The sequence below is a fragment of the Cryobacterium sp. Hh7 genome, from assembly GCF_004403155.1.
GTDB classification, from domain to species: Bacteria; Actinomycetota; Actinomycetes; order Actinomycetales; family Microbacteriaceae; genus Cryobacterium; species Cryobacterium levicorallinum.
In genome coordinates this window covers 28,778-51,803 of record NZ_SOHG01000061.1, presented here as the reverse complement: position 1 = coordinate 51,803, position 23,026 = coordinate 28,778, and the positions used below count along the sequence as shown (strand labels likewise).

Here is a 23,026-nt window from a genome sequence, read left to right as displayed (position 1 = left end):
ACTAATGGCTATTCGTAAGTACAAGCCCACGACCCCGGGTCGACGCGGTTCATCCGTTGCCGACTTCGCGGAAATCACGCGTTCCACCCCGGAGAAGTCGCTTCTGCGTCCCCTCTCCAAGACCGGTGGACGTAACAACCAGGGCCGCATCACGACCCGTCACATCGGTGGTGGCCACAAGCGCCAGTACCGCGTGATCGACTTCAAGCGCAACGACAAGGACGGCGTCAACGCCCGCGTCGCTGAAATTGAATACGACCCGAACCGCACGGCGCGCATCGCGCTCCTGCACTTCATCGACGGCACGAAGCGTTACATCATCGCGCCGAACAAGCTCAGCCAGGGCGACATCATCGAGTCGGGAGCCGGGGCTGACATCAAGCCCGGCAACAACCTGCCGTTGAAGAACATCCCCACCGGTACCATCATTCACGCGATCGAGCTGCGTCCGGGTGGCGGCGCCAAGATGGCCCGCTCCGCTGGAGCATCCGTTCGTCTGGTCGCGAAGGAGGGCGTCTACGCCCAGCTTCGTCTGCCGTCTGGTGAAATCCGCAACGTGGATGCTCGTTGCCGCGCGACGATCGGCGAGGTCGGTAACGCCGAGCAGTCGAACATCAACTGGGGCAAGGCCGGACGTATGCGCTGGAAAGGCGTTCGCCCGACCGTTCGTGGTGTTGCCATGAACCCGGTCGATCACCCGCACGGTGGTGGTGAGGGTAAGACGTCCGGTGGACGTCACCCCGTCAGCCCCTGGGGCCAGAAGGAAGGGCGCACCCGCCACCCGAATAAGGAAAGCGACAAGCTCATTGTTCGTCGCCGCACCGTCGGCAAGAAGCGTAAGTAGGAGTAGACGATGCCAAGAAGTCTTAAGAAAGGCCCTTTCGTTGACGACCACCTGCTTCGCAAGGTGTTCGCGGCGAACGAAGCCAAGAGCAAGAACGTAATCAAGACCTGGTCGCGCCGCTCGATGATCATCCCCGACATGCTCGGACACACCATCGCAGTGCACGACGGACGCAAGCACATCCCGGTGTTCGTCACCGAGAGCATGGTCGGCCACAAGCTCGGCGAGTTTGCGCCCACCCGCACCTTCCGTGGACACGTGAAGGACGACAAGAAGGGCCGTCGCCGCTAGCGCGGGGACGTGAAGGAGGAGAAGAAATGGTGGAGTCGATCGCACGCGTGCGTCACATCCGCGTTACCCCCCAGAAGGCTCGTCGCGTCGTTGACATGATCCGCGGCAAGCAGGCGCATGAAGCGCTGGGAATTCTGAAGTTTGCGCCCCAGGGCGCATCCGATCCGGTGTACAAGCTGGTGGCCTCGGCCATCGCCAACGCCCGGGTCAAGGCAGATGCAGCCAACACGTATCTGGACGAGCAGGACCTGTTCATCAGCCGGGCATTCGTCGACGAGGGTACGACCCTCAAGCGTTTCCAGGCTCGTGCCCAGGGTCGCGCATTCGAAATCAAGAAGCGCACCAGCCACATCACGGTTGTGCTCACCACTCCTGAGGAGGGTACGAAGTAATGGGTCAGAAAGTAAACCCCTATGGCTTCCGTCTGGGAATCACCACCGATCACGTATCGCGTTGGTTCTCTGACTCGACCAAGCCGGGTCAGCGTTACGCTGACTTTGTCGCAGAAGACGTCAAGATTCGTCGCCTGCTGAGCACCAGCCTCGACCGTGCCGGCGTCAGCCGCATCGAGATCGAGCGCACTCGTGACCGCGTTCGCGTTGACATTCATACCGCCCGTCCGGGCATTGTGATTGGTCGCCGCGGCGCGGAGGCCGAGCGCATCCGCTCTGACCTGGAGAAGCTCACCGCCAAGCAGATTCAGCTGAACATCCTCGAGGTCAAGAACCCCGAACAGGATGCCCAGCTGGTCGCGCAGGGTATCGCCGAGCAGCTCTCCGCACGTGTGGCTTTCCGCCGCGCGATGCGTAAGGGCCTGCAGGGCGCACAGCGCGCCGGCGCCAAGGGTGTTCGCATCCAGGTGTCCGGTCGTCTGGGTGGCGCCGAGATGAGCCGCAGCGAGTTCTACCGCGAAGGCCGGGTGCCTCTGCACACGCTTCGCGCGAACATCGACTACGGCTTCTACGAAGCCAAGACCACCTTCGGCCGCATCGGCGTGAAGGTCTGGATCTACAAGGGCGACATCACCAACAAGGAACTCGCTCGCGAGCAGGCCAACGCTAAGTCGTCCCGCCCCGAGCGTCGTGACGATCGACCGCGCCGTGCACCTCGTGCAGATGCTCCGGCAGCGGCACCGGTCGCAGCAGGAGTTGAGGCTAAATAATGTTGATTCCACGTAGAGTCAAGCACCGCAAGCAGCACCACCCGGGTCGTACCGGCCACGCTACTGGTGGCACCACGGTCTCCTTCGGTGACTATGGCATCCAGGCGCTGACCCCCGCGTACGTGACCAACCGTCAGATCGAGTCCGCTCGTATCGCCATGACGCGTCACATCAAGCGTGGCGGAAAGGTGTGGATCAACATCTACCCCGACCGCCCGCTGACCAAGAAGCCGGCCGAAACCCGCATGGGTTCCGGTAAGGGTTCGGTCGAGTGGTGGGTTGCCAACGTCAAGCCGGGTCGCGTTCTCTTCGAGCTCAGTGGTGTCACCGACGCCGTTGCGAAAGAGGCACTTACCCGTGCAATTCACAAGCTGCCCCTCAAGGCACGCATCATCAAGCGCGAGGAGGGCGACGCATAATGGCGATCGGAACCAAGGAGCTCGCCCCAGTCGAGCTCGACACTTTTGACAATGAGAAGCTGTTCGAAGAGCTGAAGAAGGCCAAGGAAGAGCTGTTCAACCTGCGCTTCCAGTCGGCCACCGGTCAGCTCGAGAGCCACGGCCGCCTCCGCGCGGTCAAGCGCGATATCGCTCGCATCTACACGGTTCTCCGTGAGCGCGAGCTGGGCATTCGTGCGACCCCGGTCGCAGTCCCGGCTCCGGCCAAGGCTGAGAAGGCCGACAAGAAAACCAAGAAGGCCAAGGCCGCAGACGAGTCCACGGACGACGCTGCAGCCGAGACCGTCGAGACGAAGGAGGCCTAGTCATGGCGAAGACTGACGAAACGGTCGTCGCAGCCGAGGCAGAAGCTCTCGTTCGCGGTTACCGCAAGACGCTGCGTGGTTACGTGACCAGCGACAAGATGAACAAAACCATCATTGTCGTGGTCGAAGACCGCGTGAAGCACCCGTTGTACGGCAAGGTCATCCGCCGTACATCCAAGCTGAAGGCGCACGATGAGGCGAACTCCGCCGGCATCGGCGACCTGGTCCTGATCAGTGAGACCCGTCCGCTTAGCGCCTCCAAGCGCTGGCGCCTGGTCGAGATTCTTGAGAAGGCCAAGTAAGCCTCGCGCTTACTTGACGTAAAGGAGTTATAAAGTGCTTCAGCAAGAATCACGAGTACGGGTTGCCGACAACAGCGGCGCCAAGGAACTCTTGACCATCCGCGTTCTCGGTGGCTCAGGCCGTCGTTACGCCGGCCTGGGCGACGTCATCGTCGCCACGGTCAAGGATGCAATCCCGGGCGGAAACGTCAAGAAGGGTGACATCGTCAAAGCTGTCATCGTTCGCACCAAGAAGGAAACCCGTCGTCCAGACGGCTCCTACATTAAGTTCGATGAGAACGCTGCAGTGATCTTGAAGGCAGACGGTGACCCCCGCGGCACCCGAATCTTCGGACCGGTCGGTCGCGAGCTTCGCGACAAGAAGTTCATGAAGATCATCTCGCTGGCACCGGAGGTTATTTAATCATGGCCAGAATCAAAAAGGGTGACCTCGTACAGGTCATCAGCGGCCGCAGCCAGGCTCGCGGCGGAGACCGTGGCAAGCAGGGCAAGATCATCTCCGTCGACGTCGAGAAGAACCGTGTCCTCGTTGAGGGCATCAACTTCGTGACCAAGCACGTTCGCGTCGGACAGACCCAGCGCGGCACCAAGACGGGTGGCATCGAGACCTTCGAAGCCGCCATCCACGTGTCCAACGTTGCCATCGTCGACCCGGAGACCAAGAAGCCGACCCGCGTCGGCTTCCGCCAGGAAGAGGTAACGAAGGACGGCGTCACCAAGACGGTCCGCATTCGTTACGCCAAGAAGTCAGGGAAGGACCTCTAATGACTGACACCGTTACCGGCACCGCCCCTGAGGGCACCGCGCCCGTCAAGGCCCTGCCGCGTCTGAAGCAGAAGTACCGCGATGAGATCAGTGCCAAGCTCTCCGAGGAACTCGGCTTCACCAACGTGCACCGTATCCCCACCCTGACGAAGATTGTCGTCAACATGGGTGTCGGAGAAGCAGCACGCGACGGCAAGGTGATGGACGGTGCGGTTTCTGACCTCACCAAGATCACCGGCCAGAAGCCGCAGGTCACCAAGGCTCGCAAGTCCATCGCGCAGTTCAAACTGCGTGAGGGACAGCCCATCGGCGCCCACGTCACCCTTCGTGGCGACCGCATGTGGGAGTTCCTGGACCGGCTGCTCAGCCTGGCCCTTCCTCGCATCCGTGACTTCCGCGGCCTGTCCGACAAGCAGTTCGATGGTGCGGGCAACTACACCTTCGGTCTGACCGAGCAGGTTATGTTCCACGAAATCGACCAGGACCGCATTGACCGCGTTCGCGGTATGGACATCACGGTTGTTACGACCGCGAAGTCCAACGATGAGGGTCGCGCGCTGCTCAAGGCGCTCGGCTTCCCGTTCAAGACGGCCGACGCACAGAAGTAGCGTTTTTCAACTAGAGTTGGGAGCTTGCGCTTGCGAGCTCCCAACTCATGGTTGGTCCCGCCGTGCAGAAATGCCAGGCGCACACAGATTTTCACCCCGGAAGCCGTTCAACCGATCGGTTTCCTCACCACCACAGGTCGTCATTCGCGTAACGGATGATGAAACCAGGCGAGAAAGGCACCACAAAATGACAATGACAGATCCGGTCGCAGACATGCTGACCAGACTGCGCAACGCTAACTCGGCGTACCACGACACAGTGTCGATGCCGCATAGCAAATTGAAAGCGCACATCGCTGACATCCTCAAGGCACAGGGTTATATCTCTGCCTGGACCGTCAAGGATGCAACAGTAGGCAAGACCCTCACGCTGGACCTCAAGTTCGGTCCGAACCGTGAGCGTTCCATCGTCGGCATCAAGCGGGTTTCCAAGCCCGGCCTGCGCGTGTACGCAAAGTCGACTGAGATCCCCACGGTTCTCGGCGGCCTCGGCGTTGCCATCCTGTCCACCTCCAGCGGTCTGCTTACCGACCGCCAGGCTGAGAAGAAGGGCGTAGGCGGAGAAGTTCTCGCCTACGTGTGGTAACTGAGAATGTCACGTATTGGAAGACTCCCCATCCCGATCCCTGCCGGGGTCACGGTTGTGGCTGACGGCCAGGCCGTCTCCGTCAAGGGCCCGAAGGGCGAGCTCGCGCTCGTCGTTTCCAACCCCATCACGGTGTCGATCGAGGACGGTCACGTTCTCGTCACCCGTCCGAACGACGAACGCCAGTCGCGTTCGCTGCACGGTCTGACTCGCACCCTGATCAACAACCAGATCATCGGCGTAACCGTTGGTTACACCAAGGGTCTCGAAATCGTCGGTACCGGTTACCGCGCGGCGCAGAAGGGCACCTCTGTTGAGTTCGCCCTCGGCTTCTCGCACCCGGTCGTCGTCGAGCCGCCCGTCGGCATCGTTCTGACCGTGGAGAGCGTCAACAAGCTCACGGTCAGCGGAATCGACAAGCAGGCCGTCGGCGAGGTTGCCGCCAACATCCGTAAGATTCGCAAGCCAGAGCCCTACAAGGGCAAGGGTGTGCGTTACGCCGGCGAGATTGTTCGCCGCAAGGCCGGAAAGAGCGGTAAGTAGCCATGGGACTCGGAACTAGAGGCAAGAGCAAGGCCGCAGCCCGCGGACGTCGACACACCCGTCTTCGCAAGAAGATCGAGGGAACGGCGCTTCGCCCGCGCCTCGTCGTCACGCGCTCGGCTCGCCACGTATTCGTGCAGGTCGTCGACGATAGCAAGGGCTTCACCCTTGCGTCGGCATCCACGCTCGAAACGGACTTGCGCACCTTCGATGGTGACAAGACCGCCAAGGCCCGCAAGGTCGGTGAGCTCGTTGCTGAACGTGCGAAAGCCGCCGGCATCGAAGCCGTTGTATTTGACCGTGGTGGCAGCAAGTACGCAGGACGCGTCGCTGCCATCGCTGAAGGAGCTCGAGAGGGTGGATTGAACCTGTGAGCACTGAAAAGATCGAAACCACAGCACCTGTTGAGGCCGTTGCGGTTGCACCGGTTGAAACCGCTGCGTCCACGACCCCGCCGCAGAACGAGCCCCGCGAGGCTCGTCGTGGTGGCCGTGAGCGCAACCCGAACAAGGACCGCGGAAGCCGCGATGCCGACAAGAGCCAGTTCCTGGAGCGCGTCGTCACCATCAACCGCGTGTCGAAGGTCGTCAAGGGTGGTCGTCGCTTCAGCTTCACCGCTCTCGTCGTTGTCGGCGACGGTAACGGACTGGTCGGCGTTGGATACGGTAAGGCCCGCGAGGTCCCTACCGCTATCTCCAAGGGCGTCGAAGAGGCGAAGAAGAACTTCTTCCGCGTTCCTCGCGTTGGCCTGACCATCCCGCACCCCGTACAGGGTGAGGCTGCAGCCGGCGTCGTTCTGCTTCGTCCGGCAGCAGCAGGTACCGGCGTTATCGCCGGTGGCCCGGTGCGCGCCGTACTCGAATGCGCTGGCATCCACGACGTGCTGAGCAAGTCGCTCGGTTCGTCGAACACCATCAACATCGTGCACGCCACGGTCGAGGCACTGCACCAGCTCGAAGAGCCGCGTGCGGTTGCGGCTCGCCGCGGCCTGGCCTATGAAGACGTGGCTCCGGCCCGTTTCCTGCGTGCCGACGCTGCTGCAGCTGCAGCAGCCGCAACCGCGAAGGCAGGTGCCTGATGGCCCAGCTGAAGATCACACAGATCAAGTCCAAAATTAGTGAGAAGCAGAACCAGCGCGACACTCTTCGCAGCCTGGGTCTGCGACGCATTGGCGCCGTTACGATCCGCGAGGACAACTCGCAGAACCGTGGCTACGTCAACACCGTCGCTCACCTCGTAAAGGTCGAGGAGATTGACTAATGGCTGACGAGAAGGAAGCTACCAAGGTAGCCGACAAGCCCGCCACGAAGAAGGCCGCTGCCCCCAAAAAGGCCGCAGCACCGAAGAAGGCCCCCGTTGCAGCCGAGCCGACTGAGCCCCGCGAGCACGTGCTGAAGGTACACCACCTTCGCCCGGCTCCCGGAGCGAAGAAGGCCCGCATGCGCGTTGGCCGTGGTGAAGGATCCAAGGGTAAGACCGCGGGTCGAGGCACCAAGGGCACGAAAGCGCGTTACAGCGTACGCGTCGGCTTCGAGGGTGGGCAGATGCCTCTGCACATGCGCACCCCGAAACTGCGTGGATTCAAGAACCCGTTCCGCGTCGAGTACCAGGTTGTCAACCTGGAAAAGCTCGAACTGCTCTACCCGAACGGCGGCGATGTCACCATCGCCAGCCTGATCGCCAAGGGTGCGGTTCGTGACAACGAAAAAGTCAAGGTTCTCGGTACCGGTGAGATTACCGTTAAGCTGAACGTGACGGTCGACAAGGTCTCTGCTTCAGCCGAGCAGAAAATTGTTGCCGCGGGCGGATCTGTAAAGTAAACCCGTAGACGCTCCATCGAGCTTGTCGAATCCGTCAATCGAGTTAAATCGTTTGGTGTGATTCGACAAGCTCGATCGTTTTAAGTCGACCCGCGCGGGTCGGTCTGCGTAAATATCTGGAGGCCTTTTTGTTCAGCGCCATTGCGCGGATCTTCCGCACACCCGACCTTCGCAAGAAGATCGGCTTCACCCTGGGCATTATTGCTCTGTTCCGCTTGGGCTCGTTCATCCCGGCCCCGTTCGTGGACTTCGGCAACGTGCAGCTGTGTCTGGCAGCCAACCAGGGATCGAGCGGCCTCTACGAGCTCGTCAACCTGTTCAGCGGTGGCGCCCTGCTCCAGCTCAGCGTGTTCGCCCTCGGAATTATGCCGTACATCACGGCCTCGATCATCGTGCAGCTGCTGCGCGTGGTCATCCCCCACTTCGACACCCTCTATAAGGAGGGTGCCTCCGGTCAGAGCACACTGACCCAGTACACCCGCTACCTCACGATCGCCCTCGGCATTCTGCAGTCGACCACGCTGATCACTGTCGCCCGCAGCGGCGCCTTGTTTGGCACATCCGCCAGCACCGAGTGCACGCAGCTGATCACCAACGACGCCTGGTACGCCATTATGCTCATGGTCATCACGATGACCGCCGGCACCGGCGTCATCATGTGGATGGGTGAGCTCGTCACTGAACGCGGCGTCGGCAACGGCATGTCGCTCATGATCTTCATCTCGATCGCAGCTTTGTTCCCCGGATCGCTCGGGTCCATCGGCCAGCAGCAGGGCCTCGACACCCTCATCATCGTGCTGATCGTCGGAATTCTGGTGGTCGCCGGCGTGGTCTTCGTCGAGCAATCCCAGCGGCGAATACCGGTGCAGTACGCCAAACGCATGGTGGGGCGTCGCACCTACGGCGGCAACAACACCTATATTCCGATCAAGGTCAACATGGCCGGCGTGATCCCCGTGATCTTCGCCTCCTCTCTGCTGTACCTGCCTGCCCTGCTCGCGCAGTTCAACCAGCCGGCCGCCGGCACCGAGGCTCCGGCCTGGGTCGTCTGGATCTCCAACAACCTCACCGGTGGGGACCAGCCGCTGTACATGGCCATGTACTTCTTCCTGATCATCGGCTTCACCTACTTCTACGTGGCGATCACGTTCAACCCCGAAGAAGTCGCCGACAATATGAAGAAGTATGGCGGATTCATTCCCGGCATCCGCGCCGGCCGCCCGACCGCCGAGTACCTCGACTTCGTGCTGACCCGCATCACGCTTCCGGGCTCGCTCTACCTGGGCTTTATCGCGTTGATTCCACTCGTCGCATTCTCGGTTATCGGCGCCGACCAGAACTTTCCGTTCGGCGGCGCGAGTATTCTCATCATCGTCGGCGTGGGGCTCGAGACGGTCAAGCAGATCGACTCGCAACTGCAACAGCGACACTATGAGGGGCTTCTTAAATGACGCGCTTACTACTGATCGGCCCGCCCGGCGCTGGCAAAGGCACCCAGGCGGAGCGCTTGGCGCTCGCCTTCGATATTCCCGCCATCTCCACCGGCGACATCTTTCGCTACAACGTGACCAACAACACCCCGCTGGGGGTCGAGGTCAAGTCGTTCATGGACGCCGGGGCATACGTTCCCGACACCCTCACCAACGCCATTGTCGCTGACCGGCTCAACGAAGCGGATGCTGCCGACGGCTTTCTGCTTGACGGCTACCCGCGCACGACCGACCAGGTCGCTGAGCTCGACCGTCTGCTAAGTGCAGCGGGCACCCAGCTCGACGTCGTCGTTCTCATCACCGCCGACACTGACGAGGTCGTCGCGCGGCTGCTGAAGCGTGCGGCCGAGCAGGGCCGCGCGGACGATACGGCCGACGTCATCCGTCATCGTCTGGACGTCTACGCGGAGCAGACCGCTCCGCTGATCGATGTGTACAGCGCTCGTGGCCTCGTCGTCACGATCGATGGTCTGGGCGCCGTTGAGGCGGTCACCGACCGCATCCTCGCGGCCCTGGCCGAGGGCGGCCTGCGCCCCGACAGCAGCACGCTCTAATACCCGTTTGGGGCTGGGCCTGACTCGGCCCATCATCATCTGCACCACCACCTAAATAAGAAAAGATCGCTCCCCTTCTCGGAGCTAGTTTGTAGGAAATCAGTGAGTTTTGGTCGTTCCATCTACAAGAACCCCGCCCAGCTGCGCCTCATGGTCGCGCCGGGCCTGGCCACCGCGGCATCGCTCGCGGCCGCCCGCGCGGCCATGGTGATCGGGGCCACCACCCTCGAACTCGACGCTGCGGCCGAGGCCGCCATCGTCGCGCTCGGCGGCAAGCCGAACTTCAAGCTCGAAGCCGGATATCACCACACAGTGTGTGCCTCAGTGAACGACGACGTCGTGCACGGCATCCCCTCCGGGAGACGCCTCGCGGCCGGCGACATCGTCTCGATCGACAGCGGAGCCATTATCGAGGGCTGGAACGGCGACGCCGCGTTCAGCTTCGTGCTGCCGGACGCGTCGCGGCCCGAGGTCGTGGCTGAGCGTCAGAAGCTGTCCGATGTCACCGAGCAGTCCCTGTGGCACGGCATCGCCCGGCTGCACACCGCGCGCCACCTGAACGAGGTCGGCGAAGCCATCGAAGATTACGTGGAGTCGCAGGGCAGTTACGGCATCCTGACCGACTATGTCGGCCACGGCATCGGCCGTTCGATGCACGAGGCTCCGCCCGTGTTCAACTACCGCGTACGCCCCAAGGGTCCGGATGTGAAGCCGGGCCTCGTCGTCGCCATCGAGCCGATGGTCGTGCTCGGATCGATCGATACCTACACCCGGGACGACGACTGGACCGTTGCCACCAGCGACGGCAAGGCCGCAGCGCACTGGGAACACAGTATCGCCGTGCACAAGGATGGCATCTGGGTGCTCACCGCCGAAGACGGCGGCGCAGCCGGCCTCGCCCAGTTCGGCATCACTCCCGTTCCGATCCCGTAGCGACGCTTCGCGAGACCGCCATCGACCAAAGCGAGCGGGCCCGCGAAACGCGGGTCAGGCGGTTGCGCGGAACGTCTCGATGGCCAGGATGCCCGCGGCCGGGTTCTCCGACGACAGGTGCACGATCGAGAACCCGCCGGTGTCGAGGTCTGCGGCGTCGAACAGCGCCGTGGTCGGCTGGCTCCCGGTCGCCAGCGCGATTTCCCGCATGATCTCCGGCAGCACCGGCCCGTGGCTGCAGAAAACAGCGGTTTTGCGGGAGCGTACGCGCTTGCCGACGATGGAGCGCACATCCGCTTCACCGCTTTCGAGCGCGTCTTGGCTGATCAGATCCGTCTGCTTGATCGGGATGCCCGTAGCGGCGGCGAGCGGAGCCACCGTCGTGACGCACCGCACGGCCGTGCTCGAGATAATGCGCAGCGGGCGCCAGGCCGTGATCGTGGCCACGAGGCCCGTTGCCTGCGTCACCCCACGCGCCGTCAGCGGACGACGCGCATCGGGGCCGGCGCCGGTGCGCGGCGCAGCCTTGCCATGGCGCAGCGCGATCAGCGCGAACGTGCGGGTGACGCCGGAGTCGACGAGGGCGGAGAACGTCTCGAGAATCTCGACATCGGCCGGGTAACTCAGGTAGCTGCGGGCCTTTTTGATGGTCACCCACTCGATCGCGGCGACCTCACCGTTGGGAACGAAGGTTGACCGCGCGATCGCGTCCGGCGTGATTTCGGCGGCCCAGTAGTGCACGATCTTGGTGCGGCCGTCGGGCATGTCGTAGTGCGATACCCCGAGCGGAACCCCGAGCGCCACGTCCAGCCCGGTCTCTTCCGCGACCTCGCGGACCGCGGTGCGGGGCAGCGACTCGCCCGGATCCACCTTGCCCTTGGGGATGGTGACATCGCCGTGCACGGTGCGGTGAATGAGCAGCACGTGCATGCGGCCGTCGATCAGGCGCCAGCAGACGGCTCCGGCGGCGTACACGTTCGGGTCGGTGGTCTTGAGCGCCATCAGCGCCGCGCCGGCGGTCGTTTGCGGGCACTGATCTGCTGCATCAACCGGTTCTGCATGTCGCTGAGGTGCACGCCGTTCTCGTCGACGTCGTGGCGGGTCCAGTGACCGGTGTCATCGAGCCACCAACTGGAGGTTCGATCGTCCATGGCCCGTTCGAACAGCGCCTCGATTTCGAGCAGATGTTCCGGGTCGACCAGTCGCACGAGCGCCTCCACCCGGCGGTCGAGGTTGCGGTGCATCATGTCGGCGCTGCCGATGAACACCTGCGTGTCCCCGAGGTTGTGAAAGGAGAAGATGCGCGAGTGCTCGAGGTACCGGCCGAGAATCGACCGCACCCGAATGTTCTCGCTCATGCCGGGAACGCCCGGCTTGAGGCTGCAAATGCCGCGCACCCAGACGTCGACGTGCACGCCGGCCTGGCTGGCCCGGTACAGCGCGTCGATAATGTCCTCGTCGACCATCGAGTTGACCTTGATGCGGATGCCGCTGGTCGCCCCCGAGAGGGCGTTGTCGGTTTCCGCCTGGATCTGCTTGAGCAGGGCCTTGCGCAAATGCAGGGGAGCCACGAGCAGTCGCTTGAACTTTTTCTCGATGGCGTAACCCGACAACTCGTTGAACAGGCGGGTGAGGTCCTTGCCGACCTGGGCATCCGCTGTCAGCAAGCCGAGGTCTTCGTAGATGCGGCTGGTCTTCGGGTTGTAGTTTCCGGTGCCGATGTGGCTGTAGTGCCGCAAAACGCCTTTCTCGTAGCGCACCACGAGGGCGAGCTTGCAGTGCGTTTTGAGGCCGACCAGTCCGTAGACGACGTGCACGCCGGCCTTTTCGAGCTTGCGTGCCCAGGTGATGTTGGCCTGCTCGTCGAACCGTGCCTTGATCTCGACCAGGGCGAGCACCTGCTTGCCGCTGTCGGCGGCGGCGATGAGCGCCTCGACGATGGGGCTGTCACCGGAGGTACGGTACAGCGTCTGTTTGATGGCGAGCACGTTCGGGTCGGCCGCGGCCTGCTCCAGAAACGCCTGCACGCTCGTGGCGAATGACTCGTACGGGTGGTGCAGCAGCACGTCGCGCCGCGCGACGGCCGTGAAAATGTCCTGCTCGGCGTTCGGCTCGCTCGGCAGCAGCTGCGCGGCCGTGGTCGGTACGTGCTTGGCGAAGTGCAGGTCGGGGCGGTCGATGCGCAGGTCGAACAGTCCGCCGAGGTCGAGCGGCGCCGGCAGGTGGTAGACCTCCTGCTCGGTCACGTCGAGTTCGCGCACGAGCAGCCCGAGGGTGACCTCGTCCATGTCCTCGGTGATCTCCAGTCGAATGGGCGGGCCGAACCGGCGCCGCAGCAGCTCCTTCTCGAGCGCTTTGATCAGGTTCTCGGTCTCGTCCTCGTCGATTTCGACGTCTTCGTTACGGGTGACCCGAAACACGTGGTGTTCCAGAATCTCCATGCCCGGAAACAGGTCGCCGAGCTGGTTGGCGATGAGGTCTTCGAGCGCGATATAGCGGATGCGATCGACCGACTCGGTGCGGTCGACCCGCACGAAGCGCGGCAGCATCGGTGGCACCTTGAGCCGGGCGAACTCTTGCTTGCCCGTTTTGGTGTTGCGCACCCGCACGGCCAGGTTGAGGGAGAGACCGGAGATATAGGGGAACGGATGCGCCGGGTCGACAGCCAGGGGCATCAGCACCGGAAAGATCTGGTTGGAGAAGTAGGTGCGCAGCGAGCGACGGTCGGCGTCGCCGAGGCTCTGCCAGTCGACGACGTCGACGCCGGCCGTGGCCATGGCGGGCCGCACCAGGTTCTGAAAAGCGCGTGCGTGGCGTTCCTGCAGGTCGTGGGCGATCGCCGAGATATCGCTGAGTACGTCCTGCGGGGCCCGGCCGACGTTGGTCGGCACGGCCAGACCGGTGAGGATGCGGCGCTTCAGGCCGGCGACGCGCACCATGAAGAATTCGTCGAGATTACTGGCGAAGATGGCGAGAAAGTTGGTGCGTTCCAGCACCGGAAGGGACTCGTCCTCGGCCAGTTCCAGCACGCGCTGGTTGAACGCGAGCCAGCTGAGCTCCCGGTCGAGGTAGCGGTCGGCGGGCAGCGCCGGGTCGAGTTTTCCGAAAAGTGGGTCAAAGTCGTCATCAAAGTCTGTGAGACCGGAGTCTGCCTGGGTGATTTCGCCGTCCATCTGTCCATCCTGACACCCTTGGTCACGCCACCGCGACGAACCGGGTGAACGTCTGACGAAATATTCTCTGAGCCGTTGACTATTTGGCGTGTCGACCGGATTAACTCGCCGGTGTTACCCTGCGAGTCGGCCCCGACCGGGTGAAATGGCCTCAGCCGGCGAGGCGGCGGTACTGCACGTCGACCGTGTGGTCGGTGAAACCGAGCGACCGATACAGGTGCACGGCGCCGGCACTGTCGGCCTCCACGTAGAGGGCGGCTGTACTGCAGCCGGCAGCGTGCAAGCGCTGAAGCCCCGCCTGCATGAGCGCGCGGCCGAAGCCGTGACCGGCGGCATCCGGATGCACCCCGATCACATAGATCTCGCCGATCGCCCCGTCAATCTTCAGCCAGTTGTAGCCGATCATGCGACCGTCAACGTCCCGCAGAATCAGAAAGTCGTCGCTGCTGAACCACGATTCGGCCTGTCGCGCTGCCAGGTCGGCCTCGGTAATAGCGCCCTGTTCCGGGTGCGTCGCAAACACGAGCGCGTTCAGGTCAACCCACTCCGCATCGTCCAGGCCTGGCCGAAACGCCGAAATGCCTGCGCCATCCAGGGAAACGGATGCCGACTCCTCGGTGTCCGGCAATGACTTGCGCAATTCCAAAAGGGTTCGCACCGCGACGAAGTTCAGCTCGACCGCCAAGGCGCGCGCGCCGGGGTGGTCGCCGTGCGACCACGCGGTCATCTCGCCGGGCTCGAGCGCGCCGAGTTCGCCCCATGCCGCCCGTCCGTACCCGCTTCGGCGACACTCCGGCGTAATAACCAGGTCGATTTCGCCGCGCCCAGCCAGCGCCGCCCCCACCAAGAGGTCATTCGATCGCACCAAATAAGCGGTCCGCAGGCCGCTGTGCAGGTCGAACAGCCCCTGCTCATTGAAGGGCGCGTAGCCGTCGAAGGCGAGCGCCTCCGCGGCGATGCGGTGGAATTCGGTCAGCCCGGCGGCATCCGTTTTACTAAGCGCGGAGAGAATTGGGAACTCGCTCATCGTTTTCCTCGTGCACATTGAACCGGTAGCCGACGTTGCGTACGGTGCCGATGAGCGATTCCTGGTCGCCCAGCTTGGCGCGCAGGCGCCGCACGTGCACGTCGACCGTGCGAGTGCCGCCGAAATAGTCGTAGCCCCAGACCTCGCTCAAGAGCTGTTCACGGGTAAACACCCGTGACGGATGCGCGGCCAGGAACCGCAGCAGTTCGAACTCCTTATAGGTGAGGTCGAGCGGTTTTCCGTGCACCTTGGCCGAGTAGCTCGCCTCGTCGATCACGACTCCGGCCGCGCGGATCGTGTTCGAGGGCACGGTCTGGGCGAGCCGGCCGATGCTCAGGCGGATACGGGCATCCACTTCGGCTGGGCCGGCCGTGTCGAGAATGACATCGTCGACGCCCCAGTCCGGACTGACCGCGGCCAGTCCGCCCTCGGTAATGACGAGAAGCAGGGGAGTAATGGTGCCCATCGTGCGCAGAATCTGGCAGAGCGACTTGGCCGCGGCGAGGTTGCTGCGGGCATCCACCAAAATCAGATCGGAATCCGGGGCGTGAATGAGCTGATCCGCCTGGGCGGGAATCAGTTTCGCGCTGTGTGACAGCAACGCCAGGGCGGGGAGTACGTCATTGTTGGCCGCCGAGGTCAGGATCAACAACTGCGCCACGGGCGCCCTCCAAGTGTCTCGAATTTCATACTAGCGTGCCACGGGATGCGACCGTTCAGGCACAATAGAGACGTGAGCTGGCACTGGAGAACGATCGCGACCGTGTGGTTACTGGCGATTGTGGGGGCCATTCTCACCGGATTGCTCGCCACCCCGGCGTCGGCGCTCGGCTGGTTCGGGCTCACCCTGGCAGGCTGCACGCTCGTCACGCTCGGACTGCAGATCGCCACCGGAACCAAAGAAGGTTACGTGAAACGGGTCACGCTGAGCATCGCCGGTGCCCTCGTGATCCTCGTCGCGGCGACGATTGTGGTCGCTCTGCTCTGAGCTCCCGCTAGACTCGCAGCATGGATCTGTTAGCGCTGGAACTTTTCTTTTTAGGCCTGCTCGGACTGGCCAGCTTGTCGATCGCCTGGGTATCCGGCATGGTCGTTTTCAAGCTGTTCCGGGGGCAGCGGTAAGTAAGCATGTTTGACCTTCCGGTCGGTTTGCCGTCCGAACTTGTTCCACTCTCCTGGCTGATCGGAGTCTGGGAAGGTTCCGGTGTGCTCGAATACAAAATCGGCGAGGAGTCGGTCAGCCGTACCTTCGGCCACCGCATCAGCTTCAGCCACGACGGCCTGCCGCACCTGAACTACAGCTCGTACACCTGGCTGGAGCCGCTGGCTGCGGCCGCCTCTGAATCGGATACCGCTGTGCCCGAGTCCGAGGGCGCTTCTGATTCTGGCGCTGCTCTGGAGGCGGATGCCGCATCCGCTTTGGCTGAACAAAACGCTCCCTCTGAAACGGATGTCGCCACGCCGGCCCCGACGCTGCCGCCCGAGATGCTGTCCGATGAGAAGCTCCCGCTGGTCACCGAAACCGGTTACTGGCGGCTCAGCCGTCACCAGGGTGACGGCGACCCGGGGCCCGGCATGCTGCCGGGCACGGGGGAGCGCCCGTTCACCTCGGCGGCGGCCGTTGAAACGTTGCGCAATCGTGACGGTGGTTTCGACATCGAGGTCACGCTCGTGCATCCCGGCGGCGTCGCCGAACTCTACCTCGGCCAGGTAAAGGGCCCCCGTATCGACCTCGCCACGGATGCCGTGCTGCGCACCGCCGGATCCAAGCCCTACGCGGCCGCCACCCGCCTCTACGGCCTGGTCGACAATGACCTGCTCTGGGCCTGGGACATCGCCGCCCTGGGCCAGAACCTGCGCACCCACGCCTCCGGCCGCCTCGCCCGGGTCCAGTAGTCCCTTCCTAATCGGGACGGGGCTTGGGCTCCGCCCCTGGGCCCAGTTTATAAACTGGGCCCGCGGTCATAAGGTGGGCCCAGCAGCGCGCACCCTCCTCTTTCGCCCGGGCCCGGGCAGCGGGCCCATGATGGATCATGAGCCCGCTGCCGTAGGGTGGGCCCGGTCGGGCCGCGACCCGGCTCGCCTGTCGAATAAATCCGCGGGCCGTAGTGTTGTTAGTGCATGAGCCGTGCCAACGAGCACGCCCCCAAGCACGATCGCCGACCGTCAACCCGGATCGGCAGAATTGAGCGCCATGACTGACCCGGCAACAACCGTCTCACCGCTGCTCGGACTGCCCGGCGCGGTGCAATCCGCGGGAATCGATGCCGGCGTCGCCGCGCACTACGGCAACCCCATGATCGAACAACGCTCGCTCGTCGCCGGACACGCCATCGTCGACCTCTCGCACCGCGGCGTGCTTTCCGTCGCCGGCCCCGACCGTCTCAGCTGGCTCAACTCCATCGCCAGCCAGGAACTCAAAACCCTCGCCCCCGGCGAATCCACCGAGATGCTGTTGCTCGACCCCAACGGACACCTTCAGTACGCCGTCCGCGTGCTCGATGACGGCGTCGAAACCTGGCTCCTCGTTGAGGCCGCCGAGCTGCCCGGCCTGCAAACCTTCCTCGACCGCATGAAGTTCATGCTGCGGGTGCAGGTCGTCGACCACACCCTCGCCTACGCCACCATCGGCGCCATGAGTGATGCCCCCGCCTCCGTTGGCATCACCGCCGCCGCCCCGAACGGCGTGCCGCTGACCTGGCTGGATCCTTGGGCCGCCGTCGCCCGAGGCGGCTATCAGTATGCCGAGGCGCCCGAGCATCCCGGAACCCGCTGGACCTACACCGAGACCCTCGTGGCCCGCGCCAGCCTCCCCGCCCTGCGTGACGCACTCGCCGCCGGCGCCCTGACCGTCAGGCCCGAGTCCGCCACGCCCGCCGCAACAGCGCCCGCCTCCGACTCGGCCGCCCCAGTCCCAACCGGCGCTGCAGCATCTGCTTCGCTGGTAAAACCGGCCGGACTGCTCGCGCTCGAGGCGCTGCGCATCGCCGCGTGGCGTCCGCGCCGGGCCCGGGAGGTCGATGAGAAGAGCCTCCCGCACGAGCTGGACTGGCTGCGCACCGCCGTGCACCTCAGCAAGGGCTGCTACCGCGGACAGGAAACCGTGGCCAAGGTGCACAACCTCGGCCACCCGCCGCGCCGCCTGGTCATGCTGCACCTCGACGGGTCGGAAGGCGTTCTGCCCGCGCCCGGCGACCCGGTGCAGGCCGACCGCGTCCGGCCCGAAGCCGAGCCCGAACGGGTCGTTGTCGGCAGCATCACGTCCAGTGCCATCCACTATGAGCTCGGACCGATCGCGCTCGCCGTGATCAAGCGCACCATCCCGGGCGCATCGACGCTCTACGTCGAGTCCGAGGGCATCTCCATCTCGGCCGGCCAGGAGATCATCGTGCCGCAGTCCGCCGGGTCGGTCGCCGACATTCCCCGCCTGCCCCGCCTCGGAGTCCGCGCCCCCGTTCGCTGACCTTCCAGGGTCCCCGGGCTCGCCGACTTTCGATGGCTTATTCAGGAACTCTTCTGTGACGGATGCTGCTTCCCGCGTGTCGGCGCGGGTGGCGGCATCCGTTGTGACCAGTTTTCCTGAATTAGCCCCCGCCGGCGGGTGCGCTCCGGCGCAACTGCGTCACCCACGCTCGATAGAGTGGGCACATGTCTGCCCCCTACACACTCGTCCTCCTCCGCCACGGCCAAAGCACCTGGAATCAGCAGAACCTGTTCACCGGCTGGGTGGACGTTCGCCTCAGCGAGCAGGGTGCCACCGAAGCCGCGCGCGCCGGTGTACTGCTCAAGGACGCCGGCCTGCTGCCCGACGTGCTGCACACCAGCCTGCTGTCCCGCGCCATCCAGACCGCGAACCTCGCGCTCGAAGAAGCCGACCGCTCGTGGATCCCGGTCAAGCGCTCCTGGCGCCTCAACGAACGCCACTACGGCGGACTGCAGGGCCTCGACAAGGCGGCCACCCAGGCCAAGTTCGGCCAGGAGCAGTTCATGCTGTGGCGCCGCTCCTACGACACCCCGCCGCCCGTGCTCGACGACTCCAGCGAGTTCTCGCAGGCGCACGACGCGCGCTACGCCGACCTCGGCGACGACCTTCCCCGCACCGAATGCCTCAAAGACGTCGTCGAGCGGATGCTGCCCTACTGGCAGTCCGACATTGTGCCCGACCTGCAGGCGAACAAGACCGTCCTGGTGACCGCGCACGGCAACTCCCTGCGCGCCCTGGTCAAGCACCTCGACGGCATCAGCGACGCCGACATCGCCGAACTGAACATCCCCACCGGAATCCCGCTGGTATATCGGCTCGGCGAAGACTTCATGCCGCTTGGCCCGGGGGAGTACCTCGACGCCGAGGCCGCCGCCGCCGGAGCTGCCGCCGTCGCAGCCCAGGGCAACAAGAAGTAGCCCGCATAGAAGGCCTCGGAGCAGGTGCTCCGGGGCCTTCTATCTGCCCGCAGGTTCTGAGCGCGCCCGAAACTGGTGCGCGCTACGCCCGTTCGTTAGTTACCGTAGCGGCTACCGATATCGGGCGCGGTCCTGCGTGCCGTGCCGCCAAACCGAGCGCGGCCACCCATATCGGGTGCGCTCACCCGTGCCGCAACCGGGCGGGGCATCAGTTTCACGCAAAAGGCCCCGCGAGCGCATGCTCCGGGGCCTCTCACGTGCAATAAGTCAGTCGTTGTTGTCCTGGTGCCAGGCCCCCGTGCCGAGGTACTGCACCTTCTTCGCGATGGACACCGCGTGGTCGGCGAATCGCTCGTGGTACCGGCTGGCCAGGGTCGCATCGACGGTGTCGGCGGCGAGCCCCTTCCAGGTTTCGCCGAGCACGGCGTCGAACACGCTCACGTGCAGCGCGTCGACCTTGTCGTCTTCATTGCGAATGGTCTCGGCGAGGGCCATGTCCTGGTGCAGGAGTAGCTCGGTGAGCATATTCGCGATGACCACGTCGAGCGCGCCCATTTCGGCGAACGTGCCGCGCAGCCCCTTGGGAATGACCTTGTCGGGAAAACGGTAGCGGGCCAGCTGGGCGATGTGCGTCGAAAGGTCGCCCATCCGCTCAAGGGAGGCGCTGATGCGCAGGGCACTCACGACAATTCGCAGGTCTCGGGCGACCGGCTGCTGGCGGGCCAAAATGGTGATCGCGAGCTCGTCGAGCTCGACCGTGAGTTCGTCGATCTTCTCGTCTTCGGTGATGGCCTCTTCGGCGAGGCTGACGTCACTCTCGTTGAAGGCGCGAGTGGCTTTGTCCATCGAGATGGCGACGAGCCGAGAGATCTCGACTAGTCGTTGTTGAACTTCTGCCAGCTCCTGCTGGAATACGTCGCGCATGCTGTGGTCCTTCCTTGCCGCGCGGGCACGCACGGGCCTGTGAGACCCGCCTTGGCCTCCGACCTAGAATGCCGGATTTAGGTTAACGGCAGGTGCCGTGGTCTTGAACACTTTCTAAAGTACAGGTCTCCGGCGGCCTTCGCTGCGAAGTAGAGCCCCAGAGTGTCAGTAACCTGTAGGTTATGGAATCGACGTTGCTGGTGTTGCTGTCGCTGGCACTCGGCCTCGGCGTCGGGGCTGGCTTCGTGACCCTGTTGCACGTCGCCGAACGGCACGGACGCCGCGCCAGCGAAGTGGTCAACCCGGCCGTGCCCGACGGAATCGACCAGGTGCTCGACGCCCTCGAGACCGCCGGCGTCGTGCTTGACCCGTCCAACAACGTCATCAAGACCAGCCCGGGCGCCCTCACTCTCGGTCTGGTCTGGAACCATCAGCTCGTGCATCCCGAACTGCTCGAACTCGCCCGACGAGTGCGCAGCACCGGCGAGCCGATCAGCGAAGACCTCGTGCTCTCCCGCGGCCCGTTCGGCGACGCAAGCATGCGGTTTCGGGTGCGCCTGGCCCGGCTCGGCACTCGCTACGTGCTGCTCCTGGCCGAAGACCGCACCGAAGCCTTCCGCCTCGACGAGGTGCGCCGCGACTTCGTCGCCAACATCAGCCACGAACTGAAGACCCCGATCGCCTCCGTCGGTCTGCTCGCCGAGGCGCTCGACAAGGCAGCGGATGAACCGGCGCAGGTTCGCCGCTTCGCCAACCGGTTGACGACCGAGTCGGCCAGGCTCGGCCGCCTCACCCAGGAGATCATCGAACTGTCCCGGCTGCAGGCGCAGGACGTGCTCGCCGAGCCGGAGAATCTCAGCGTCGACGACATCGTCGCCGCGGCCGTCGACCAAAGTCGGGTCGTCGCCGAGGCGGAACGCATCACCATTGTTCTGGGCAAGAAGTCTGGTGCCCACGTTTATGGCGATGAAGCCCTGCTCATCGTGGCCGTGCACAACCTGGTCGCCAACGCGGTGAACTATTCCCTCGAGGGGTCGCGCGTGGGCGTTGGCGTGCGCCTGCAGAAGGGGATCGTCGAAATCACCGTCACCGATCAGGGCGTCGGCATTGCCGAGGCCGATCTGGACCGGGTCTTCGAACGATTTTTCCGGGTCGATCAGGCCCGTTCGCGCCACACCGGCGGAACCGGACTGGGCCTGTCCATTGTCAAACACGTCGTGCAGAACCACGGCGGAGACATTCGCGTCTGGTCCCAGCCGGGCAGCGGATCCACCTTCACCATCCGTCTCCCCGAGGCGGCGCAGCCGATCGAACCCGGCCCCAAGAAGCCGCAACCAGCCGCACGTGCGGCCGCAGGAGACACACCATGACACGCATCCTTCTGGTCGAAGACGAGAGCGCGCTGAGCGAGCCGCTGAGCTTCCTGCTCGAACGTGAGGGCTACGAGGTCGTCGTGGCCGAAGACGGGCCGAGCGCGATCAGCGAATTCGACCAGAACGGCAGCGATCTCATCCTGCTCGACCTCATGCTGCCCGGAATTCCGGGCACCGAGGTGTGCCGCGAGATCCGCACCCGGTCGACGGTGCCGATCATCATGCTCACCGCCAAGGACTCCGAAATCGATATCGTCGTCGGGCTGGAACTCGGCGCCGACGACTACGTGACCAAGCCGTATTCGACGCGCGAACTCGTCGCGCGCATCCGTGCGGTGCTCCGGCGCCACGACGATCAGGGCGGCGATGACGACGACACCACGCTTGCCGCCGGCACCGTGCGCATGGACGTCGAGCGGCACGCCGTCTCAGTTTCCGGCGAACTCGTGAATATGCCGCTCAAGGAATTCGAGCTGCTCGAGTTTCTGCTGCGCAACGCCGGCCGGGTGCTCACCCGCGGTCAGCTCATCGACCGGGTCTGGGGCACGGACTACTTCGGCGACACCAAGACGCTCGACGTGCACATTAAACGCATCCGTTCGCGCATCGAGGCGGTCCCGTCTGACCCGACCATGCTCGTCACCGTGCGCGGGCTCGGTTACCGCTTCGAGGCCTGAGCCGTCACGGACGGGCGGCATCCGCTTGACCAGGCAGGCAGTGGATGCGCGCACTCGCGCGCGTCCCGCCGGCCGCTCGGCGCCGGCTGCCGCAGACATAAAACAGGCCGCCGTCCCCGAGGGGATGGCGGCCTGTGTGCCGAAGAACCTACGCTGCGGGCGTCTCAGTCGGCTCGGGGGTCTCGGTCGGCGCGAGCGTCGGCAGAAGGGTCGAATACTCACCCTGAGTGCCGGTCAGCACCGGCAACAGCAGCTCGACGCCGGTCTCTTCGCCGTACTGGAAGAACACCGGAAACAGCGACCCGGGCTGGCTGTCCATGTTCTCGAGAATGACCGATTCTTCACCCTCGGTGCCGAACGTCACGGTCGTGTTGGCCTCGACCGGAATATCCTGCGATACCGTGCCGGTGCTGGACTCGTACTGCACGACCAGGTTCTGCTCGGAGTCGGTCGTGTTCACGACGGACACGATCAGGTTCGCCAGTTCACCGTCGGTCGAGAGCAGCAGACCGTTGCGAATGTGGATCTCGCCAACATCACCGCTGACTCCGTCGCTCGCGTTGTACTCGATCGAGGTGGCCTGCGGTGCGAAAAATCCGCATGCGCTCGTGCCCAACAGAATGCCGGCCGCCAATACAACGGATGCAGCGATGCGCGCTCTCACAAGACCTCCATACCGAAGCAGCGGTCGACGGTGGGCCGGCGCTGCAGAATTCGCTTTGTCACTAGCTTAGCGGCGAGTCTGGGCGGCGACATGTCGTCGCCGCGCCTCGCGGGGGCGCGCGTACTC

General features: G+C 64.2%; 31 protein-coding genes. 25 read left to right on the top strand and 6 right to left on the bottom strand.

Annotation, left to right across the window (positions count from 1 at the left end; all coding sequences use genetic code 11):
• Window positions 1-4 precede the first annotated feature (4 nt).
• The 19 genes from rplB (at window position 5) to map (ending at window position 10,661) form a co-directional block, all read left to right on the top strand.
• Window positions 5-844: a 50S ribosomal protein L2 gene (gene rplB / locus E3T43_RS15830; RefSeq protein ID WP_092451153.1), complete on the top strand. Its 840-nt coding sequence runs from the start codon at window positions 5-7 to the stop codon at window positions 842-844.
• Window positions 845-853: 9 nt separating this feature from the next.
• Window positions 854-1,135 (top strand): 30S ribosomal protein S19, encoded by a 282-nt coding sequence (gene rpsS / locus E3T43_RS15825; protein ID WP_092107237.1) that lies wholly within the window; start codon window positions 854-856, stop codon window positions 1,133-1,135.
• Window positions 1,136-1,161: 26 nt separating this feature from the next.
• The gene (rplV, locus tag E3T43_RS15820) at window positions 1,162-1,527 is read left to right on the top strand and encodes a 50S ribosomal protein L22 (RefSeq protein ID WP_092339439.1); all 366 of its coding nucleotides are present in this window, start codon (window positions 1,162-1,164) and stop codon (window positions 1,525-1,527) included.
• Window positions 1,527-2,297, top strand: coding sequence for a 30S ribosomal protein S3 (rpsC, locus tag E3T43_RS15815; protein ID WP_092107240.1), 771 nt, complete (start codon window positions 1,527-1,529; stop codon window positions 2,295-2,297). Before rplV ends, rpsC begins: the two co-directional genes overlap by 1 nt.
• Window positions 2,297-2,716, top strand: a complete 420-nt coding sequence (rplP, locus tag E3T43_RS15810; protein WP_092451151.1) for a 50S ribosomal protein L16 — start codon at window positions 2,297-2,299, stop codon at window positions 2,714-2,716. The genes rpsC and rplP overlap by 1 nt, the downstream gene beginning before the upstream one ends.
• Window positions 2,716-3,060, top strand: a complete 345-nt coding sequence (gene rpmC / locus E3T43_RS19580; protein ID WP_134443832.1) for a 50S ribosomal protein L29 — start codon at window positions 2,716-2,718, stop codon at window positions 3,058-3,060. Before rplP ends, rpmC begins: the two co-directional genes overlap by 1 nt.
• A 2-nt stretch (window positions 3,061-3,062) precedes the next feature.
• Entirely contained in the window at window positions 3,063-3,362 is a 300-nt protein-coding gene (gene rpsQ, locus E3T43_RS15800; RefSeq protein WP_092451147.1) for a 30S ribosomal protein S17, read from the top strand.
• Between the two features lie 34 nt (window positions 3,363-3,396).
• The gene (gene rplN / locus E3T43_RS15795) at window positions 3,397-3,765 is read left to right on the top strand and encodes a 50S ribosomal protein L14 (RefSeq protein ID WP_092451145.1); all 369 of its coding nucleotides are present in this window, start codon (window positions 3,397-3,399) and stop codon (window positions 3,763-3,765) included.
• Window positions 3,766-3,767: 2 nt separating this feature from the next.
• Window positions 3,768-4,127: a 50S ribosomal protein L24 gene (rplX, locus tag E3T43_RS15790; RefSeq protein ID WP_092451143.1), complete on the top strand. Its 360-nt coding sequence runs from the start codon at window positions 3,768-3,770 to the stop codon at window positions 4,125-4,127.
• Window positions 4,127-4,735, top strand: coding sequence for a 50S ribosomal protein L5 (gene rplE, locus E3T43_RS15785; RefSeq protein WP_092451141.1), 609 nt, complete (start codon window positions 4,127-4,129; stop codon window positions 4,733-4,735). The genes rplX and rplE overlap by 1 nt, the downstream gene beginning before the upstream one ends.
• Window positions 4,736-4,922: 187 nt before the next feature.
• Window positions 4,923-5,321 carry a 30S ribosomal protein S8 gene (gene rpsH, locus E3T43_RS15780; RefSeq protein WP_092107248.1) on the top strand — a complete coding sequence of 133 codons (399 nt, stop codon included), beginning with the start codon at window positions 4,923-4,925 and terminating at the stop codon, window positions 5,319-5,321.
• Between the two features lie 6 nt (window positions 5,322-5,327).
• Complete coding sequence (rplF, locus tag E3T43_RS15775) at window positions 5,328-5,864, top strand: 50S ribosomal protein L6 (RefSeq protein ID WP_092451139.1); 537 nt, start codon at window positions 5,328-5,330, stop codon at window positions 5,862-5,864.
• A gap of 2 nt (window positions 5,865-5,866) precedes the next feature.
• Window positions 5,867-6,238 carry a 50S ribosomal protein L18 gene (gene rplR / locus E3T43_RS15770; RefSeq protein WP_092107252.1) on the top strand — a complete coding sequence of 124 codons (372 nt, stop codon included), beginning with the start codon at window positions 5,867-5,869 and terminating at the stop codon, window positions 6,236-6,238.
• Window positions 6,235-6,942 carry a 30S ribosomal protein S5 gene (gene rpsE / locus E3T43_RS15765; protein WP_370449991.1) on the top strand — a complete coding sequence of 236 codons (708 nt, stop codon included), beginning with the start codon at window positions 6,235-6,237 and terminating at the stop codon, window positions 6,940-6,942. The genes rplR and rpsE overlap by 4 nt, the downstream gene beginning before the upstream one ends.
• Entirely contained in the window at window positions 6,942-7,124 is a 183-nt protein-coding gene (gene rpmD / locus E3T43_RS15760; RefSeq protein ID WP_066597599.1) for a 50S ribosomal protein L30, read from the top strand. The genes rpsE and rpmD overlap by 1 nt, the downstream gene beginning before the upstream one ends.
• Window positions 7,124-7,684, top strand: a complete 561-nt coding sequence (gene rplO / locus E3T43_RS15755; RefSeq protein WP_134443831.1) for a 50S ribosomal protein L15 — start codon at window positions 7,124-7,126, stop codon at window positions 7,682-7,684. Before rpmD ends, rplO begins: the two co-directional genes overlap by 1 nt.
• A gap of 128 nt (window positions 7,685-7,812) precedes the next feature.
• Window positions 7,813-9,135, top strand: a complete 1,323-nt coding sequence (gene secY / locus E3T43_RS15750) for a preprotein translocase subunit SecY (RefSeq protein ID WP_134443830.1) — start codon at window positions 7,813-7,815, stop codon at window positions 9,133-9,135.
• The gene (locus E3T43_RS15745) at window positions 9,132-9,728 is read left to right on the top strand and encodes an adenylate kinase (RefSeq protein ID WP_134443829.1); all 597 of its coding nucleotides are present in this window, start codon (window positions 9,132-9,134) and stop codon (window positions 9,726-9,728) included. The genes secY and E3T43_RS15745 overlap by 4 nt, the downstream gene beginning before the upstream one ends.
• A 102-nt stretch (window positions 9,729-9,830) precedes the next feature.
• The gene (map, locus tag E3T43_RS15740; RefSeq protein ID WP_241979038.1) at window positions 9,831-10,661 is read left to right on the top strand and encodes a type I methionyl aminopeptidase; all 831 of its coding nucleotides are present in this window, start codon (window positions 9,831-9,833) and stop codon (window positions 10,659-10,661) included.
• Between the two features lie 54 nt (window positions 10,662-10,715).
• On the opposite strand, the gene E3T43_RS15735 is transcribed toward map, so the two are convergent.
• The 4 genes from E3T43_RS15735 to E3T43_RS15720 form a co-directional block, all read right to left on the bottom strand.
• The gene (locus E3T43_RS15735) at window positions 10,716-11,663 is read right to left on the bottom strand and encodes an NUDIX domain-containing protein (protein ID WP_134473120.1); all 948 of its coding nucleotides are present in this window, start codon (window positions 11,661-11,663) and stop codon (window positions 10,716-10,718) included.
• The gene (locus E3T43_RS15730) at window positions 11,663-13,834 is read right to left on the bottom strand and encodes an RNA degradosome polyphosphate kinase (protein ID WP_134473119.1); all 2,172 of its coding nucleotides are present in this window, start codon (window positions 13,832-13,834) and stop codon (window positions 11,663-11,665) included. Before E3T43_RS15730 ends, E3T43_RS15735 begins: the two co-directional genes overlap by 1 nt.
• Before the next feature lie 151 nt (window positions 13,835-13,985).
• On the bottom strand, window positions 13,986-14,861 hold the full coding sequence (gene mshD / locus E3T43_RS15725) for a mycothiol synthase (protein ID WP_166791352.1): 876 nt from the start codon (window positions 14,859-14,861) through the stop codon (window positions 13,986-13,988).
• Window positions 14,830-15,522 carry a response regulator transcription factor gene (locus E3T43_RS15720; protein WP_134443825.1) on the bottom strand — a complete coding sequence of 231 codons (693 nt, stop codon included), beginning with the start codon at window positions 15,520-15,522 and terminating at the stop codon, window positions 14,830-14,832. Before E3T43_RS15720 ends, mshD begins: the two co-directional genes overlap by 32 nt.
• Before the next feature lie 72 nt (window positions 15,523-15,594).
• On the opposite strand from E3T43_RS15720, the gene E3T43_RS15715 reads away from it, so the two are divergent.
• The 4 genes from E3T43_RS15715 (at window position 15,595) to E3T43_RS15700 (ending at window position 19,262) form a co-directional block, all read left to right on the top strand.
• Complete coding sequence (locus tag E3T43_RS15715) at window positions 15,595-15,849, top strand: hypothetical protein (protein WP_092451125.1); 255 nt, start codon at window positions 15,595-15,597, stop codon at window positions 15,847-15,849.
• A gap of 140 nt (window positions 15,850-15,989) precedes the next feature.
• Window positions 15,990-16,757 carry an FABP family protein gene (locus E3T43_RS15710; protein ID WP_134473117.1) on the top strand — a complete coding sequence of 256 codons (768 nt, stop codon included), beginning with the start codon at window positions 15,990-15,992 and terminating at the stop codon, window positions 16,755-16,757.
• Between the two features lie 298 nt (window positions 16,758-17,055).
• A complete protein-coding gene (locus E3T43_RS15705; RefSeq protein ID WP_134473116.1) occupies window positions 17,056-18,324 on the top strand; it encodes a folate-binding protein YgfZ in 1,269 nt (422 codons plus the stop codon).
• Between the two features lie 185 nt (window positions 18,325-18,509).
• Complete coding sequence (locus E3T43_RS15700) at window positions 18,510-19,262, top strand: phosphoglyceromutase (RefSeq protein WP_092451119.1); 753 nt, start codon at window positions 18,510-18,512, stop codon at window positions 19,260-19,262.
• Window positions 19,263-19,529: 267 nt separating this feature from the next.
• Here the strand turns inward: E3T43_RS15700 and phoU are convergent, their stop codons facing one another.
• Complete coding sequence (phoU, locus tag E3T43_RS15695; protein ID WP_104132048.1) at window positions 19,530-20,186, bottom strand: phosphate signaling complex protein PhoU; 657 nt, start codon at window positions 20,184-20,186, stop codon at window positions 19,530-19,532.
• Window positions 20,187-20,368: 182 nt separating this feature from the next.
• Here phoU and E3T43_RS15690 point away from each other — a divergent pair, with 182 nt between their 5' ends.
• Both E3T43_RS15690 and E3T43_RS15685 read left to right on the top strand, forming a co-directional pair.
• Window positions 20,369-21,556 carry a cell wall metabolism sensor histidine kinase WalK gene (locus tag E3T43_RS15690; RefSeq protein ID WP_092451115.1) on the top strand — a complete coding sequence of 396 codons (1,188 nt, stop codon included), beginning with the start codon at window positions 20,369-20,371 and terminating at the stop codon, window positions 21,554-21,556.
• Window positions 21,553-22,236, top strand: coding sequence for a response regulator transcription factor (locus tag E3T43_RS15685; protein WP_092451113.1), 684 nt, complete (start codon window positions 21,553-21,555; stop codon window positions 22,234-22,236). Before E3T43_RS15690 ends, E3T43_RS15685 begins: the two co-directional genes overlap by 4 nt.
• 148 nt (window positions 22,237-22,384) lie before the next feature.
• Here the strand turns inward: E3T43_RS15685 and E3T43_RS15680 are convergent, their stop codons facing one another.
• Complete coding sequence (locus E3T43_RS15680) at window positions 22,385-22,900, bottom strand: hypothetical protein (protein ID WP_134443821.1); 516 nt, start codon at window positions 22,898-22,900, stop codon at window positions 22,385-22,387.
• Window positions 22,901-23,026 lie beyond the last annotated feature (126 nt).